At 64.3% G+C, this 16,296-nt stretch carries 14 protein-coding genes; 7 read left to right on the forward strand and 7 right to left on the reverse strand.

Features of this window, described 5'->3' with window-relative positions:
* The first annotated feature begins 24 nt into the window (after window positions 1–24).
* The 3 genes from CDI09_RS04830 (at window position 25) to CDI09_RS04840 (ending at window position 4,088) form a co-directional block, all read left to right on the forward strand.
* Window positions 25–1,086: an enoyl-CoA hydratase/isomerase family protein gene (locus tag CDI09_RS04830; protein ID WP_078525599.1), complete on the forward strand. Its 1,062-nt coding sequence runs from the start codon at window positions 25–27 to the stop codon at window positions 1,084–1,086.
* A 25-nt stretch (window positions 1,087–1,111) separates the two neighbouring features.
* Window positions 1,112–2,545, forward strand: coding sequence for a protein adenylyltransferase SelO family protein (locus CDI09_RS04835; protein ID WP_078527883.1), 1,434 nt, complete (start codon window positions 1,112–1,114; stop codon window positions 2,543–2,545).
* Between the two features lie 64 nt (window positions 2,546–2,609).
* Complete coding sequence (locus CDI09_RS04840) at window positions 2,610–4,088, forward strand: sugar porter family MFS transporter (RefSeq protein WP_078525598.1); 1,479 nt, start codon at window positions 2,610–2,612, stop codon at window positions 4,086–4,088.
* 44 nt (window positions 4,089–4,132) lie between these two features.
* Here CDI09_RS04840 and CDI09_RS04845 read toward each other — a convergent pair whose 3' ends face one another.
* Complete coding sequence (locus CDI09_RS04845; protein WP_078525597.1) at window positions 4,133–6,112, reverse strand: S9 family peptidase; 1,980 nt, start codon at window positions 6,110–6,112, stop codon at window positions 4,133–4,135.
* Window positions 6,113–6,286: 174 nt separating this feature from the next.
* Here CDI09_RS04845 and CDI09_RS04850 point away from each other — a divergent pair, with 174 nt between their 5' ends.
* Both CDI09_RS04850 and CDI09_RS04855 read left to right on the forward strand, forming a co-directional pair.
* Entirely contained in the window at window positions 6,287–6,877 is a 591-nt protein-coding gene (locus CDI09_RS04850; RefSeq protein ID WP_167370196.1) for a DedA family protein, read from the forward strand.
* Window positions 6,874–7,815 (forward strand): SDR family oxidoreductase, encoded by a 942-nt coding sequence (locus tag CDI09_RS04855; RefSeq protein WP_078525596.1) that lies wholly within the window; start codon window positions 6,874–6,876, stop codon window positions 7,813–7,815. The genes CDI09_RS04850 and CDI09_RS04855 overlap by 4 nt, the downstream gene beginning before the upstream one ends.
* On the opposite strand, the gene trmB is transcribed toward CDI09_RS04855, so the two are convergent.
* Window positions 7,816–8,520 (reverse strand): tRNA (guanine(46)-N(7))-methyltransferase TrmB, encoded by a 705-nt coding sequence (trmB, locus tag CDI09_RS04860; RefSeq protein WP_078525595.1) that lies wholly within the window; start codon window positions 8,518–8,520, stop codon window positions 7,816–7,818.
* A gap of 244 nt (window positions 8,521–8,764) precedes the next feature.
* Window positions 8,765–9,952, reverse strand: coding sequence for a methionine adenosyltransferase (gene metK / locus CDI09_RS04870; protein ID WP_078525594.1), 1,188 nt, complete (start codon window positions 9,950–9,952; stop codon window positions 8,765–8,767).
* A 61-nt stretch (window positions 9,953–10,013) separates the two neighbouring features.
* Here metK and CDI09_RS18060 point away from each other — a divergent pair, with 61 nt between their 5' ends.
* Window positions 10,014–10,247, forward strand: coding sequence for a hypothetical protein (locus tag CDI09_RS18060; protein WP_167370195.1), 234 nt, complete (start codon window positions 10,014–10,016; stop codon window positions 10,245–10,247).
* Window positions 10,248–10,249: 2 nt separating this feature from the next.
* Here CDI09_RS18060 and dapB read toward each other — a convergent pair whose 3' ends face one another.
* From dapB to CDI09_RS04890, 4 genes are all read right to left on the reverse strand, one after another.
* Window positions 10,250–11,038, reverse strand: a complete 789-nt coding sequence (gene dapB, locus CDI09_RS04875; RefSeq protein WP_078525593.1) for a 4-hydroxy-tetrahydrodipicolinate reductase — start codon at window positions 11,036–11,038, stop codon at window positions 10,250–10,252.
* A gap of 184 nt (window positions 11,039–11,222) precedes the next feature.
* On the reverse strand, window positions 11,223–12,350 hold the full coding sequence (gene dnaJ, locus CDI09_RS04880) for a molecular chaperone DnaJ (RefSeq protein ID WP_078525592.1): 1,128 nt from the start codon (window positions 12,348–12,350) through the stop codon (window positions 11,223–11,225).
* 190 nt (window positions 12,351–12,540) lie between these two features.
* Window positions 12,541–14,448, reverse strand: coding sequence for a molecular chaperone DnaK (dnaK, locus tag CDI09_RS04885; RefSeq protein WP_078525590.1), 1,908 nt, complete (start codon window positions 14,446–14,448; stop codon window positions 12,541–12,543).
* Window positions 14,449–14,631: 183 nt separating this feature from the next.
* Window positions 14,632–15,237: a nucleotide exchange factor GrpE gene (locus CDI09_RS04890; RefSeq protein WP_078525587.1), complete on the reverse strand. Its 606-nt coding sequence runs from the start codon at window positions 15,235–15,237 to the stop codon at window positions 14,632–14,634.
* Window positions 15,238–15,481: 244 nt separating this feature from the next.
* Here CDI09_RS04890 and CDI09_RS04895 point away from each other — a divergent pair, with 244 nt between their 5' ends.
* Entirely contained in the window at window positions 15,482–16,192 is a 711-nt protein-coding gene (locus CDI09_RS04895; protein WP_061275238.1) for a response regulator transcription factor, read from the forward strand.
* The last annotated feature ends 104 nt before the right edge of the window (window positions 16,193–16,296 follow it).

The raw sequence follows: 16,296 nt of genomic DNA on the forward strand, positions 1-16,296 counted from the left end.
AAACCACACGAAAGGACGCAACCCGTGCCCCCCGAACCCATCCGCACCCGCCAGGAAGGCGCGCTAGGCCGCATCACGCTCGCCCGCCCCGAGGCGCTCAATGCCCTGAACCTGGACATGATCCACCACCTTGCCGCCACCCTGCGCGCGTGGCGCCATGATCCGAGCGTTGAAACCGTGCTGCTTGACAGCACCAGCCCCAGAGCCTTCTGCGCGGGCGGGGATATCCGCGCCATCCGCGCCCTGCTGCACGAGCGCGGGGTAGAAGCGGCGGCAGAACCCTTCCGCCACAGCTACCGGCTGGCCTCGATGCTGGCAGGCTACCCCAAGCCGGTTGTCTCGTTTCTTGACGGGATCTGCATGGGCGGCGGCGTGGGGCTTGGCGGGCATGTACGCCACCGCATCGTGACCGAGCGCGCCTGCGTGGCCATGCCGGAGAACGCCATTGCGCTGACACCGGATGCGGGCGGGTCCTACCTGCTCTCCCGCGCGCCGGGGCTGAGCGGGCTGCGCCTTGCCCTGACCGGCGGGCGCATGAACGCCACCACGGCCATCGCCGCGGGCTTTGCCGACCGGCAGGCCCCCTCCGGCCAGCTTGAAAGCATAAGGCAGGCGCTCGCCCATCTGCCCGCAGGGCAGGTGATGGACAGCCTGCCACCCTGCCCTGCCCTTGATGGCGGCCCGGACACCGCCACCATCGCCCCGGTCTATGACGCGCCGGACGTGGCGACGGTAATGGCGCGGCTACAGGCCCATCCGGCCCCATGGGCGCAGGCCGACCTTGCCGCCATGCAGGGAGCCTGCCCGTTCTCGCTGTGCATCACTTATGCCGCCTACCATGCCGCGCGCGCCCTGCCCGACCTTGACCATGTGCTCGAACAGGAATTCCAGTTAATCAGCCAGTTGCTGCGCCGCCCCGATTTCGCCGAGGGGGTGCGCGCCCGCCTGATCGACAAGGACAATGCGCCGCGCTGGTCACCGCCCACGCTGGGCGACGTGTCCGGACGGGAAATTGCCTCCTGCCTGCAAAACCATGCATCCTTTTCCCTCGACCTGCCCGTGCTCGATGCGGATCAGGAAAAATAAATTATCACACATAAAGTATATGAAAATGCCCTTCTCCACCCGTTATGCCCCCGCCACCCATCACAGCCGTCTCGGCGATGAATTCTATGACGTGGTTCAGGCCGCCACCTTCCCCGCCCATATCCTGCGTTACCGCAATCATGATGCCGAATGGCGCATCGGCCTCGACGGGCTGACGGATGCGGAGTGGATCCGCCATTTCGGCCATTTCGACCCCCTGCCCGGTTCGCTGCCCCAGCCTCTGGCGCTGCGCTATCACGGGCATCAGTTCCGGTCGTACAATCCCGATCTGGGCGATGGGCGGGGCTTCCTGTTCGCGCAACTCATGGACAGCGTGGATGGCCGCCTGCTCGATATCGGCACCAAGGGCAGCGGCACCACGCCATGGTCACGCGGGGGAGACGGGCGGCTGACGCTCAAGGGCGGCGTGCGTGAAATCCTGGCCAGCGAGCGGCTTGATGCGATGGGCGTGCGCACCTCGCGCACACTGAGCGTGATCGAAACCGGCGAGGCGCTGCACCGGGGCGATGAACCCTCGCCCACGCGCTCATGCGTGCTCGCACGGCTCAGCCATTCGCATATCCGCATCGGCACGTTCCAGCGCCTTGTGGCCAATGATGACCAGACCAGCCTGAAGCACCTCGTGGCCTATGTGCTCGAGACCTATTACCCCCACCTTGCCAATGAACCCGACCCGGCGGCGGCACTGTACGAAGCCGCCACCACCCGCATGGCCGAGATGACGGCGCAGTGGATGACGGCGGGCTTCGTGCACGGGGTGCTCAATACCGATAACATTAATCTGACCGGCGAGAGCTTCGATTACGGCCCGTGGCGGTTCCTGCCCAGTTTCGACCCCCGCTTCACCGCCGCCTATTTCGACCATTCAGGCCTATATGCCTATGGCCGCCAGCCCGAGGCGATGATGTGGAACGTGGCCCGGCTGGGCGAGTGCCTGATCGCGCTTTCGTCACTTGAGAAAATTCAAAGTATTTTTGATGAATTCTGGGAGAAATACGAAAGATTCCTTGATATTTCTGTATTAAACCGGCTTGGCGTCAATGAAATTTCAAGAAAATCATCGCAACATCTGCGTGAATGTCTGTTCTCATTCATGGAAGAAAGCCAGATTGGGTTTGAATTTCCGTTTTTTGACTGGTATGGTGGCCCCAAGAGCCAAAAACGGGCCATATCGGGGCCACATGCATCTTTTTATGCACAGGACAGTTTCCGCCCTGTGCGGGACGCGCTCATGCAGCATGAGCCCATGCCTGGCTGTGATCTGTCGCACCCCTATTTTGCTGACGGGGCGCCATGCCTGATGCCGGTCGAGACTGTGGAAGCCCTGTGGCAGCCCATCGCCACGGCCGATGACTGGAGCGGCCTGCACGCCACCATGGGGCACATTGCCCGCATGAAAGCGGCCCTGAACGCCCAGCCCCACGAAGGGGCAGGCTGACCCTGCGGGGGAACCGGGCCGATACGGATGAATTATAACAACAAGGAAAGGAAAAGGCACCCGCATGAACACCCAGTCCCCCCCAACCCAGACCACGCAGCAGCCCACCGAACCGCTACCCGATCTGTCGCAGATCGAGATTTCCCCCAACGCGCGCAAGACCCTGTGGCTCGCAGCCATCGTGGCCGCAATCTGTGGCGGCCTCTATGGTTACGATACCGGCATCGTATCGGGCGCGCTTTTGCTCATTACCAAGGACTTCCACCTCAGCAGCTTCCTGCAGGAGATGGTGGCCTCCGCCATCCTCGCGGGCGCGGTGCTGGGCTCGCTGCTCACCGGCTGGCTGTCGGAACATTATGGCCGACGCAAATCGGTCATGATCGTAACGGCGGTGTTCGTGCTCGGCGCGCTGGCCTGCGCCTTCTCGCCTGATGTGTATACGCTGATCGCGGCGCGCGTGTTCCTCGGGCTGGCGGTGGGTGGCTCCACCCAGGTGGTGCCGATGTACATCTCGGAGCTTGCCCCCGCGCACAAGCGCGGCCACATGGTCACGATGTTCAACATCGCCATCGGCATCGGCATCTTTGCCGCCAACATCATAGGCTTCGCCGCGCGTGATGCGTGGGGCTGGCGGCCGATGGTGGCCATTGCGGCCATTCCGGCGGCAGGCGTGTTCATCTCCATGTTCTTCCTGCCCAAGAGCCCGCGCTGGGCGGCCGAGCATGAAAGCCTGGATTCCGCCCTTGAGCAGCTCCAGCGCATCCGCACCTCCGAGCGCGAGATCCGTCGCGAGATGCGCCGCATCCACGCCAATGCCAATGAGGAAACCGACCCGCGCGATGTCGGCTGGCGCGGCATCCGCCAGCCCTGGGTGCGCCCCGCACTCATCGCCGCCCTTGGCGTTGCCTTCTTCACGCAGGCAGGCGGGCTGGAGATGATGATCTATTACGCGCCGACCTTCCTGTCGGATGCGGGGTTTGGCAGTTCATCGGCGCTGATGGCCAGCATCGGCATTTCCATCATCTACCTGGTCATGACCGTGCTGGGCTCGAACATTGTTGACCGCATCGGCCGCCGCCGCCTTGTGCTGGTCATGGGGCCGGGCAGCGTGCTGAGTCTGATCGGGCTGGGCATCATGTTCATTGCCCACCCGCAGCCGGGCAGCATGGGCAGCTGGCTGATCATTGTGTTCATGCTGCTGTTCATGGTGTTCAACGCCGGTGGCATTCAGGTGGTGGGCTGGCTGCTCGGCGCCGAGATGTTCCCGCTTTCCATGCGCGGCAACGCCACCAGCCTGCATTCCGCCATGCTGTGGGGCAGTGACCTGCTTGTCACCAGCACGGCGCTTACGCTGGTCACCAAGATCACGCTGGGGGGAACCATGTGGTTCTATGCCGGGGTGAACCTGCTTTCGGTGCTGTTCGTGTATTTCATGGTGCCCGAAACGCGCGGCGCATCGCTCGAGGATATCGAGGAAGCCCTGCGCGAAGGCCGCTTCCGCCCCACGCGCGGCAACACCGCGATCGTGGAAGAAGAAGAATAAAAGTTTCTGGGTGCCGCCCTTTTTGAAAAAGGCGGCATTCTTTTTTACGCCTTCAGTTCAACCGGCAGGGCAGGGGTCACGGGCAGGCGCAGCACCTGCTGGTAGAAGGCCAGTTCAAGCTCCCAGGCCTGCCGTATGGTGGCCTCCTGCCGGAAGCCATGGCCCTCGCCCGCAAATTCATACAGGGCGCACGGCACGCCCTGCCCACGCAGGGCTTCCACCATGGAGCGCGCCTGCGAGGGCGGCACCACCTTGTCATCAAGTCCCTGCAAAAACAGCACCGGCGCCCGGATATGCGCCACCTGCGTGAGGGGGGAGCGGGCCAGATAGGTCGCTTCATCGGCAGGGTAGGGGCCAACAAGTGTATCAAGATAGCGTGACTCGAACTTGTGGGTATCGGTTGCCAGCGCCCGCAGGTCGGTCACGCCATACAGGCTGGTGCCTGCGGCAAACAGTTCGGAACGCGCCAGCGCCAGAAGCACCGTCAGCCCCCCGGCGCTGCTGCCGCGTATGACGATGCGGGTCGGGTCCACCAGCCCCCGGTCGGCCAGGTAATGACAGGCGGCGATGCAGTCATCCACATCCACCACGCCCCACTGGCCTTCCAGCCGCTGGCGGTAGGCGCGGCCAAAGCCGGTCGAGCCGCCATAATTGACATCCACCACCGCAAAGCCACGACTGGTCCACCACTGCACCTTGAACGAGAAGGCGGCACTTGCCCGCCCGGTCGGGCCGCCATGGGCCATAACCACCAGCGGCGGCTTTTCACCCGCAGGGCCGACATGGCGGCTGCTGGTGGGCGCATAGAAAAAGGCCTGGCCCAGACCATCGCCCGAGGGCAGGGGAAAGGTGATGGCGCGCGGCAGGGCGATATCAGCCGCTCCGAGCGGCAGGTCGGTGGCGCGGCGCAGCACATGGGGCGGCTGCCCGGGCATGCCCGTTACCACCGCCGCCGCGTTGTCAGGCGGCACGTCAAGCCACGCAAAGCCGCCGCCTTCCACCGGTACGGGGCAGCCTGAGGGGTGGCCAAGGGCCACGGGTGTGGCCACGCCATCGCGCAGGCAGGCCATGCGGGCTTCGCCACCATTTACGATCATGGCCAGGATCGTGCCATCGGCCAGCAGCGCGTAGCTGCGCAGGCCAAAGATCCAGTGCGGCTGGCCAATTTCGGCCTGCATGGGGGCCAGCGCCACCGGGGCGGAGGCTGTGGTGTCGAACCGATAGAGGTTCCACCACCCGCTGCGATCCGACAGGGCGAGCAGGCGGCCTGCCGCATCCCAGCCCGGTTCAATGACGGATTCCGCCTGCCCGTCATCGCCCGCCAGCGTCCAGGGTGCTGCGAGGCGAGGGGGGTCGCTGCCTTCCTGCAGCAGAGTGGCGACACGCAGGCGGGTGGCGTCCCACGGCATGGCAGGATGGTCCCACTCGATCCACGCCAGGTACCGCCCATCGGGGGAGGGGCGGGGCGATGACAGGAAATCCGGACCCATCACCAGCGGGGTTCCGCCATTGAAGGCCGGGTCCTCCACCATCGCCGTGCAGTCCAGCACCACGATGGCGGCGGCGGGTTCGCCCTCCGCCACGCCATGATCCTCGCGCACGCAGAACAGGAAGCGGCCATCGGCGCTGAAGGTCAGGTCGGCAAAGCGCAGCCCTGCACCTGCGGCGAGGCAGCGCGACTGTCCGCCTTCCATCAGCCACACGCTGCCATCGCGCCGGTTGCTCAGCGCAACCCGGCCCTGGCACACGGCATAGGCGCCCCCGCCATATTCATGCACGCGGGTGCCGACATCAAACGGCGCGGGCGTTACATCGGCCACCTGTCCTGCACGGGCACGCACCAGCACCCGGCGGCCTCCCTCTGCGGGGCGGCCCTCGATCCAGTAAATATCCCGCCCATCGACCCGGACATCGGACAGCGACACCGTCTGCCCCGCCACCAGCGCCGCGCTGACGGGTGAGGGCCATGTGCCATAAGGGCTTGTTTCGATGTCCGTCTTGCCGCTGGTGCGGGACTGGGTCATGCTTCTGCTCCTGCCATTTGTGCGTGACAATGGTGTCGGGATTGCCCAAACCGTGTTTCACGGCCTGTGCCCGTACCCTACATAATCTTCTTATCTCTGACAGGTAGTCCGCTGCTTCACCATCTTGAATCCCTTTTCCAGCATTACGGCTATGGCGTTATCGGGGTCATTGTCATGCTCGAGAGCATGGGCATCCCGCTTCCGGCGGAAACACTGGTCATTTCCGCAGCACTTTACTGCGCCACCACCCACAGGCTGGACATCAGATGGGTGGCGACGGCCGCCATCGTGGGCGCAATCATGGGTGACAACTGCGGCTACCTGATCGGCAAATGGCTGGGCTACCCGCTGCTCGAGCGCAAGGGCGCGCGGATCGGGCTGACTGCGCGGCGGCTGCAGCTCGGGCGCTTCCTGTTCCGCCGACATGGGGGCCTTATCGTGTTCCTCGGGCGCTTTATCGCCATATTGCGGGTGCTGGTTGCCCTGCTGGCAGGCGCCAACCACATGTCATGGCCCAAATTCCTCCTGTTCAATGCCATGGGGGGCGTATTATGGGCGGGAGGATATGCCTACGCGGCCTACTACCTGGGCAACCGGATCACCCGACTGTCGGGGCCGGTGGGGATGACGGTGGCCATCTGTGGCGGGATCGTGCTGGTGTGTGTCATCATCTTCCTGCGGCGCAACGAAGCGCGGCTGACAGCCGAGGCGGAAGCCGCCGCCGAGAAAGAAATGAACCAACCCGGAGAACAGGCTGAACCATGAGCAGACACTGGACCATAAAACAGGCCCCCCGCATGGATGGGCGCCTGGCCCTGGTCACGGGTGCGACCGGTGGCCTGGGCTACCAGACCGCCCTTGGCCTGGCGCGGCGCGGCGCGCGGGTCATACTGGCGGGCCGCAACCCCGACAAGGGGCTGGCGGCACTCACGCGCCTGCAACACGACGCGCCAGGGGCCAATGCCTCTTTCCGCCTGCTTGATGTCGCCTCCCTTGACTCGATTGCGACCTTTGCCCGCGATCTGGCGGATGAAACCGATACGCTCGATGTGCTGGTCAACAATGCAGGCGTGATGGGCACGCCCCACCGGCTGGAAACGCGCGACGGGTTCGAGTTGCAGTTCGGCACCAATTTCCTCGGGCCCTTCGCGCTCACCGCGCGCCTGCGCCCGCTGCTGTGCGCACCCCGGCATGGCGGGCGGGTGGTGACGGTGGCAAGCCTTGCGGCGCTGACCGGCCAGATCGTGTTTGATGACCTGCAGGCCCGCCGCCGCTACGCGCCGTTCCGTGCCTACCGCCAGAGCAAGCTGGCCGACCTCATTTTAGCGCTGGAGCTTGACCGGCAGGCCCGCGCGCATGGCTGGAACCTGCATTCCATCGCAGCCCACCCCGGCTGGTCCATGACCGATATCGCCACCAGCCGCCTCAATAACGACCAGGGCCTGCATGAGCGCATGACCCGCTTTGGCGCGGTGTGGGCGTTCCGCCTGATGGGGCAGTCGGCAGTCGATGGCGCGCTGCCCATCGAATTCGCCGCCATGGCGCCCGAGGCGCGTGATGGCGGTTATTACGGCCCCGGTGGCTGGGGCGAGCGCCGGGGGCCGGTAACCGAAGCCTTCGTGCCGCCCGCCGCCCGCGACCTGACCATTGCACGGCGGCTGTGGCAGGCGGCGGAACGGCTGACCGGCACGTCGCTTTCGTAATCAGCGGCGCGTAAAGGTCCAGTACAGCGGCTGGCGGCCCGCCTTGAGCGCCTTGGCCTCGTAGCGGGTGGGTGGCCAGCCTTCGGGCCGCACGGTGGCGGGCTGGGCTGTATCAAACAGGTCCTGCGCGCCCATCACTTCCTCCACCCAGGCCTGATAGGTCGGGTCATCGCTGGCCACGCGCCACACGGCGCCGGGGCGCAGGATGCGGGCCGCCATCCTGACCGTTTCGGGGTGTACGAAGCGGCGCTTGGCATGGCGCGACTTGGGCCAGGGGTCGGGGAACATGAGAAACATGCGGTCGATCGACTGATCGGGCAGGCCCCGCAGCAGGATGCGGGCATCCTCATCCCACACCCGCAGCATGTCGGGCACGGGGGCGGTTTCCTCGCCGCCATCGGGCACCACGCGCGAGAGCAGGGAACACAGACCATTCTCGAACACCTCGCAGGCAATATAGCCCACATCGGGGTGGGCTGCGTGCTGGGCCAGCGAATGCTCGCCCCCGCCAAAGCCTACTTCCAGCCAGACCTGCGCGGGCCTGTGGCCAAAGCCTGATGCAGGATCAGCGATGGCGCCTTGCGGAAAGCGCAGGCGCGGCAGCGTCTGGTCCAGAAGGCGCTGCTGGCGCGGGCGCAGCGGATGGCCGCGCTGGCGCCCATAAAGTCGGTCTGGCGATGCCTTTACATCCACGGAGGCCGTCATCTATCCGAAAATCCTGCTCCTGCTGCCGTAATAGCCGGGCCATACGGCATGATTACCCTGATGGAACGCAACAGGGGCCGCCACGACCGGCTTTTGCAAGCGGTCAGGGCAGGCCCCCGAAAGGCCCCGGCCCGTATAGAGGCCGGGAAGTTTCTGGTGAAGCTTTTTTCAGGAAGCTTCAAGGACTGCCGCTTTCCCGAAAAAAGGCGGCACCCAAAAACTTTTATTTTTTTCAGACCACCTTTTAGCGGTTGAACGCGCCACGCAGGGCATCGACCAGGTCGGTCTGCTCCCAGGTGAAATCGTCCTTCGCCGCATCCGGCGTACGACCGAAATGGCCATAGGCGGAGGTCTGGGTGTAGATGGGGCGGTTGAGGCGCAGGTGCTTGCGGATGCCGCGCGGGCTGAGGTCCATGACCTCGCGCAGGACGCGGCCGAGCTTCGCCTCGTCAATGTCCTTGCCCGTGCCATCAAGGTCCACATAGACCGAAAGCGGGTGAGACACGCCAATAGCGTAGGAGATCTGCAGCGTGCAGCGATCGGCAAGGCCTGCGGCAACGACATTCTTGGCCAGGTAGCGGCAGGCATAGGCTGCCGAGCGGTCCACCTTCGTGGGGTCCTTGCCCGAGAACGCGCCACCACCATGCGGGGCCGCGCCACCATAGGTGTCGACAATGATCTTGCGCCCGGTCAGGCCGCAATCGCCATCGGGGCCGCCGATCACGAACACGCCGGTCGGGTTGACGTAGAATTCGTCTTCCGGCGGCATCCAGCCCTCGGGCAGCACGTCACGCACGATGCTGCCGAGTTCGTCGCGGATGGTGGCCTGGCTGGCGCCTTCCACGTGCTGGGTCGAGATCACGACCGAAGTGGCGCCCACGGGCTTGCCATCGACATAGCGCAGCGTGACCTGGCTCTTGGCATCGGGCTGCAGGGCCGCGGCGCGCGGATCGCCCGCCTTGCGCAGGTCGCGCACGCGGTGAAGGATGTCATGCGCGTAGAACAGCGGCGCGGGCATGAGGCTTTCGGTCTCGCGCGTGGCGAAGCCGAACATGATGCCCTGGTCGCCTGCGCCTTCGTCCTTCTCGCCCGCGCTGTCAACGCCCACGGCGATGTCGGCGGACTGGGCATGCAGGTAGTATTCCACCTCGGCATTGCGCCACGAGAAGCCGGCCTGGTCGTAGCCGATATCCTTCACCGCGTCGCGCGCGCCCTGAATCAGCAGGTCAGGCGTTACGGAAGCCGGACCACGTACTTCACCGGCAAGGATGATGCGGTTGGTGGTGACCATCGTTTCACACGCAACGCGGGATTCACCGTCTGCTGTCAGGAACGCATCAAGAACGGTATCACTGATCCGGTCAGCGACCTTGTCGGGATGCCCTTCGGATACTGATTCCGATGTAAACAGAAAATCGCCTTTATTGCGCATGATGGTCCTGTCTGCCTCGTATGGAGTAGAATAACGCCTGCGAAACCGGGCGTACGATCGCATGCGTTTGGCCGAAACCCGCCCAAGCGTCAAGCCATTTCCCCGAATAGCACCCTCCCGCACGGCCTGCGGCGCGCGGATGGTCAGGGCGCTATCTGAAAAACCGGTCACACAAACATTGTCTGAACATGGAAAAGTTTTTGCTGAAGCTTTTTTCAAAAAGCTTCAAAAGACGCCGCTTTTTCGAAAAAAGGCGACACTTGAAAACTTTTATTGTTTTTTATCAATGGTTTGATTTTAGTCGCGCGGCAGGCCCAGCACATCTTCCATGTCATAAAGCCCTGCCTTGTGCCCGCGCAGCCAGTGCGCGGCCCGCACTGCGCCCGTGGCGTACACCCTGCGGTCAAAGGAGCGGTGGGTCAGGCTGATCTGTTCATGGCTGGAGGTGAAAATGACCGAATGCTCACCCACGATCTGCCCGCCGCGCAGGGCAGCGAAACCGATCGCGCCATCGGCGCGCGGGCCGGTATGGCCATCACGCCCGCTTTCAATATGATCTTCAAGCCTGATGCCCCGCCCGTCGGCCACGGCGCGGCCCATGGCCAGGGCAGTACCCGATGGAGCATCCACTTTCTGCCGATGATGCATTTCAAGGATCTCGGCATCATACTCGCTGCCGGGCAGCACGGCGGCCATCTGGCGTGCAAGGCGGGTCACCAGCGTTACGCCGGGCGAGAAATTGGCCGCCTGCACCACGGCAATGCGGGTCGCGGCCTGATCGACCGCCTGCTGCTCGGCACCTGACAGGCCGGTCGTGCCCAGCACCCAGGCCGTGCCTGCCGTTGCCAGGGCCCGGGCATGCGCCGCCACCGTGCTGACATGGGTGAAGTCGATCACCACATCGCACTGCGCAGCCAGATCGGCGATATCGGCATGAACGGGGCAGTCGATCCCGTCAACACGACGGCCATCGCGCGTCGTGCCACCGGCCAGCACGGCCCCTGCCGCTGGCACTTCCTGCGCCAGAAGGCGACCGACACGGCCATTGAGGCCCGCAATACCGATCCGCAGGGGCTGCGCGTTCATGCTGTTTTCTCCACCAGTGCCCAGATATGCAAATGGCGGCGCGACCGGGGGATCGCGCCGCCTGAACTCTATCCATGGTGCAGGTTGGGGGGGATTCACCATGAATAGTGGTTCGACCCTACACCTGACCCATCAGCAATTTCAACCATCTGCACGCCATGGTCTCCGTGGCGTGAGAACAGGCTTACAGCTTGCCTTCAAAAAAGTCCTTCACCTTGCTGAAGAAGCCGGTGCTCTCGGGGCTGCCCTTGGCGTGGCCTGCCGCATCGGTCTCGAATTCCTCCAGCAGTTCACGCTGGCGCTTGCTCAGATGGCGCGGGGTCTCGACCACGACCTGAATATACATGTCGCCCCGCGCGGAAGAGCGCAGCACCGAGAAGCCCTTGCCGCGCAGGCGGAAGTGCTCGCCCGTCTGGGTGCCGGCCGGAATCTTGACCTTGGCGCGCGAGCCATCAACCACTGGCACCTCGATCTCGGTGCCAAGGGCGGCCTGACCCATGCGCACCGGCACGCGGCAATAGATATTGGCGCCATCACGCTGGAAGATGGCATGCGCCTCTACCGACACATGCACATACAGGTCGCCTGCCGGCACGCCCTTGCCACCGGCCTCGCCCTCACCGGTGATGCGGATGCGCGTGCCATCCTCAACGCCTGCGGGGATCGCCACCTCGATGACGCGGTTTTTTTCCACCGTGCCCGCGCCATGACATTCCTTGCACGGGTTGCGGATCAGGCGGCCGGTGCCGTGACAGGTGGGGCAGGGGCGCTCGATGGCGAAAAAGCCCTGCTGCGCGCGCACCTTGCCCGCGCCGTGGCACGAGGGGCAGGTTTCGGGCGGCTGGTCCTTGTCCGCCGAGCCGGTGCCGTCGCAGCTTTTGCAGGTGACGCGGGTGGGGATGGTGATTTCCTTCTTCACCCCCGCAAAGGCCTCGGCGAAGGTGATGGTGACCTGCACCTGGATATCAGCGCCCGAGCGGCGGCCACCGCGCCTGCCACCCATCATGTCGCCAAACATCTGCTCGAAGATGTCGCCAAGGCCGCCGCCACCGAAGTCGAAGCCACCCGCGCCCGGGCCACCGCCCTCGAATGCGGCATGGCCAAAGCGGTCATAGGCGGCGCGCTTCTGGTCGTCCTTCAGCACGTCGTAGGCTTCGCTGATTTCCTTGAACTTGTTTTCCGCGTCCGCATCACCCGGATTGCGGTCGGGATGGTATTTCATGGCCAGCTTGCGATACGCCCGCTTGATCTCGTCACCATTGGCATCGCGCGAAACTTCAAGGGCTGCGTAATAATCTATCTTGGTGGCCATGTTGGTCCTCTAGCAAACGCGGCCGCCCGGCTTGTCGCGGCACGATCCTCGCGTTCCAGCTTTGGTTGTTGGGCAGCATATGAAAAGCGCCCGTCTTCAAAGAAGCACGGGCGCCACCCTGGTGGAAAGGGAGCGCGGCGCCTCAGGCCCGCGCCCCGCTTTCCGGAGCCTGTATGACGCCTTGCGGCAATCAGGACTTCTTGGAGTCGTCCACGTCCTCGAAGTCGGCGTCCACGACCTTTTCGTCCTTCGGTGCTGCCCCACCTGCGGCGGCACCTGCGGCACCCTCGGCCTGGCCTGCCTTGTGGATGGCCTCGCCAACCTTCATGGCAACCTGCGTCAGGTTATCGGTCGCGGTCTTCAGCGCCTCGGCATCGGTGCCTTCAAGCGCCTTGCGCACGGCGGCGATCGCGGCTTCCGCCTCGGTCTTGTCAGCGGCCGGGATCTTGTCGCCACCTTCAGCCAGCGACTTCTCGACCTGATGGGTCAGACCTTCAGCCTGGTTACGGGCCTCGACCTGCTCCTTCTTGGCCTTGTCGGCCTCGGCATTGGCTTCGGCGTCCTTCACCATCTTCTCGATGTCGGACTCGGACAGACCACCAGAAGCCTGGATCTTGATCTGCTGTTCCTTGCCGGTCGCCTTGTCCTTGGCCGAGACGGACACGATGCCGTTGGCGTCGATGTCGAACGTCACCTCGATCTGGGGCACGCCACGCGGTGCGGGCGCAATCCCGGTCAGGTCGAAGTTGCCAAGCAGCTTGTTGTCAGCCGCCATTTCACGCTCGCCCTGATAGACCTTGATGGTCACGGCGTTCTGGTTGTCTTCCGCGGTCGAGAAGGTCTGGCTCTTCTTGGTCGGGATGGTCGTATTGCGGTCGATCAGACGGGTGAACACGCCACCGAGCGTCTCGATGCCCAGCGACAGCGGGGTCACGTCGAGCAGCAGCACGTCCTTCACGTCACCCTGCAGCACCGCACCCTGCACGGCGGCGCCGATGGCGACCACTTCGTCGGGGTTCACGTTGCGGGCGGGTTCCTTGCCAAAGAACTCTTTGACGGCCTCGATCACCTTGGGCATGCGGGTCATGCCGCCCACGAGGATGACTTCGTCGATCTCGCCAGCCGAAACCGACGCATCCTTCATCGCCGCGCGGCAGGGCTCGAGCGTGCGCTGGATCAGGTCATCGACCAGGCTTTCGAGCTTCGCACGGCTCAGCTTGACCACAAGGTGCTTGGGGCCGGATGCATCAGCGGTAATGAACGGCAGGTTGATCTCGGTCTCCTTGGAGGAGGAGAGTTCGATCTTCGCCTTTTCCGCCGCTTCCTTCAGGCGCTGCAGGGCCAGCTTGTCCTGACGCAGGTCGATACCCTGCTCGCGCTTGAACTCGTCGGCCAGGAAGCCGATGATGCGGGCGTCAAAGTCTTCACCGCCGAGGAAGGTGTCACCGTTGGTGGACTTCACCTCGATCACGCCATCGGAGATCTCGAGGATGGACACGTCGAACGTGCCGCCGCCAAGGTCATAGACCGCAATGGTGCCGCCGTCCTTCTTCTGCAGGCCATAGGCCAGTGCAGCAGCGGTCGGCTCGTTGATGATGCGCAGCACTTCAAGGCCCGCGATGCGGCCCGCATCCTTCGTGGCCTGACGCTGGGCGTCGTTGAAGTAGGCCGGAACGGTGATGACGGCCTGCTTGACCGGCTCGCCAAGATAGGACTCGGCGGTTTCCTTCATCTTGCCCAGAATGAAGGCGGAGATCTGCGCGGGAGCATATTTTTTGCCCTGCGCCTCGACCCATGCATCGCCGTTGTCGCCCTTGACGATCTCGTAGGGGACAAGACCCTTGTCCTTCGCCACGGTCGGGTCGTCATAACGGCGGCCGATCAGGCGCTTGACGGCATAAAGCGTGTTGGCGGGGTTGGTGACCGCCTGGCGCTTGGCGGCCTGGCCGACGAGCATTTCGCCGCTGTCGGTAAAGGCGACCATCGACGGGGTCGTGCGTGCGCCTTCGCTGTTCTCGATAACCCGCGTCTCGTCGCCTTCACGCACGGCAACGCAGGAATTGGTCGTACCAAGGTCGATACCGATAACCTTGCTCATAAAGTCTTCTCCTTTTCAGCGGCCTGTCCGGACCCGAAGCATCGGGACAGACCCTTCTTTTTCAGTATTCCGGCGTGTGGCGCGGACTGTTTTTTCACATCCATCCGCACGCCGTCATCATTATCCGATGTAGGCAGCCCGGGCATCGCTTTCAAGAGGATCCAGCCATGCACGGGCGGGATTTCACCCTGCCTGCGCCGGTCCTTTTGATACGACCACCATGGCCGGCTTGAGCAGCCGCCCGTGCAGGGTCCAGGCCGGAGTCCAGGCCTCCATCACGGTATCGGCGGGGTGTTCGTCGCTGTGCTGCTGGCTCATGGCCTGATGCAGGTTGGCGTCAAAGGGCTTGCCCTTCGCGTCTTCCGCCTTAATGCCATTGCGCTCGAGAATGCCCATGAACGAACGCTCGGTGCTCTCGATGCCTTCGCGCATGCTGGTCAGCAGCTTGTCCTCGCCCTCGGTGGGCTGGGGCAGGCTGGCGAGCGCGCGCTTGAGGTTCTCGGCGGCCTCGACCACGTCCTTGGCGAATTTCTGCACGGCATACTGCCGGGCGTCTTCCACTTCGCGCTTGGTGCGGGTGCGCAGGTTCTGCATGTCGGCTTCCGCGCGCATCCACTTGTCGCGCATGGCCGAGACTTCGGCTTCAAGCTCGGCTATGCGCGGATCGGGTCCGGCCTCCGCCTCGGGCGGGGGAGCCGATTCATGGGCGTGGGCGCCTTGCGCGCCGGAGGGCGTGCCGTCGCCGGGGGTGGCGTCGGCAAAGGGGGTGGGGTCTGTGTTCTCGCTCATGCTCTTACAAGTAGGTAACGACTGACCGATGGACAAGGCATTGCGCTCCCGGCAGGCATGCCGATTTTGCGCAACATCCCCGACGTGAACGGAGCAGCCGGAATGACGTTATCATTCCAGGGGATCCCGGCGCCCGCATCCCCTCATGACATGCGGGCGGTTATGACGCTATGCTGCGCGCGCCTGCCAGGCAAGATGCTGGCGGTCATGCCCGGATCGGCGAAGGAGCAAAAAGAGAGCCCCCATGGAGCCAACGAAACAGACGATCGTGCTGGTTGACGATGACAGGAACATCCTGACCTCCGTGCAGATGACACTGGAGGCGGAAGGCTTCATCGTCCGCACCTATACCGATGGCGAGAGTGCGCTGCATGGTCTGTCATCGCGCCCGGCCGACTTGGCGGTGCTCGATATCAAGATGCCGCGCATGGACGGGATGGAACTGCTCCAGCGCCTGCGCGCGCGCTCGCAGCTGCCGGTGATCTTCCTGTCTTCCAAGGATGAGGAAGTGGACCAGCTCATGGGCCTGCGCCTGGGGGCTGATGACTACATCACCAAGCCGTTCTCCCAGCGTCTGCTGCTCGAGCGCATCCGCGCGCTGCTGCGCCGCAACGAGGTCAGCCGCAGCGAGGCGGCGGGCATCAGCCCTACCGGCACCATGGTGCGCGGCGGCCTGTCGCTCGACGAGACCCGCCACCAGTGCCTGTGGCACGGGCGCGACATCCAGCTTACGGTCACCGAGTTCCTGCTCGTCAAGGCGCTGGCCGCCCGCCCCGGCCTGGTCAAGTCGCGCGACCAGTTGATCGACGCGGCCTATGGCGAGAACATCTACGTGGATGACCGCACCATCGACAGCCACATCAAGCGCGTGCGCAAGAAGTTCCGGCAGGTGGATGACGAGTTCAACCAGATCGAGACGCTGTACGGAATCGGCTACCGCTACAAGGAGGAATGAGCACGCCGGTGTCCCGTCTCCTCCTGTCTTCCCTGCCGTTTTCCCGCCCGCTGCGCCGCCTGCTGCCCCGGCGGTGGAGCGGGGAGCAACAGAACGCGGTTGCG

The sequence above is a fragment of the Komagataeibacter nataicola genome, from assembly GCF_003207795.1.
GTDB classification, from domain to species: Bacteria; Pseudomonadota; Alphaproteobacteria; order Acetobacterales; family Acetobacteraceae; genus Komagataeibacter; species Komagataeibacter nataicola.

Bases quoted from the DNA above. Each gene is read 5' to 3' on its own strand.
- CDI09_RS04835 (WP_078527883.1), top strand. From the start codon at position 1,112: ATGCCCTTCTCCACCCGTTATGCCCCCGCCACCCATCACAGCCGTCTC.
- CDI09_RS04840 (WP_078525598.1), top strand. From the start codon at position 2,610: ATGAACACCCAGTCCCCCCCAACCCAGACCACGCAGCAGCCCACCGAA.
- CDI09_RS04845 (WP_078525597.1), bottom strand. From the start codon at position 6,112: ATGACCCAGTCCCGCACCAGCGGCAAGACGGACATCGAAACAAGCCCT.
- CDI09_RS04850 (WP_167370196.1), top strand. From the start codon at position 6,287: ATGCTCGAGAGCATGGGCATCCCGCTTCCGGCGGAAACACTGGTCATT.
- CDI09_RS04855 (WP_078525596.1), top strand. From the start codon at position 6,874: ATGAGCAGACACTGGACCATAAAACAGGCCCCCCGCATGGATGGGCGC.
- trmB (WP_078525595.1), bottom strand. From the start codon at position 8,520: ATGACGGCCTCCGTGGATGTAAAGGCATCGCCAGACCGACTTTATGGG.
- metK (WP_078525594.1), bottom strand. From the start codon at position 9,952: ATGCGCAATAAAGGCGATTTTCTGTTTACATCGGAATCAGTATCCGAA.
- CDI09_RS18060 (WP_167370195.1), top strand. From the start codon at position 10,014: ATGCGTTTGGCCGAAACCCGCCCAAGCGTCAAGCCATTTCCCCGAATA.
- dapB (WP_078525593.1), bottom strand. From the start codon at position 11,038: ATGAACGCGCAGCCCCTGCGGATCGGTATTGCGGGCCTCAATGGCCGT.
- dnaJ (WP_078525592.1), bottom strand. From the start codon at position 12,350: ATGGCCACCAAGATAGATTATTACGCAGCCCTTGAAGTTTCGCGCGAT.
- dnaK (WP_078525590.1), bottom strand. From the start codon at position 14,448: ATGAGCAAGGTTATCGGTATCGACCTTGGTACGACCAATTCCTGCGTT.
- CDI09_RS04890 (WP_078525587.1), bottom strand. From the start codon at position 15,237: ATGAGCGAGAACACAGACCCCACCCCCTTTGCCGACGCCACCCCCGGC.
- CDI09_RS04895 (WP_061275238.1), top strand. From the start codon at position 15,482: ATGGAGCCAACGAAACAGACGATCGTGCTGGTTGACGATGACAGGAAC.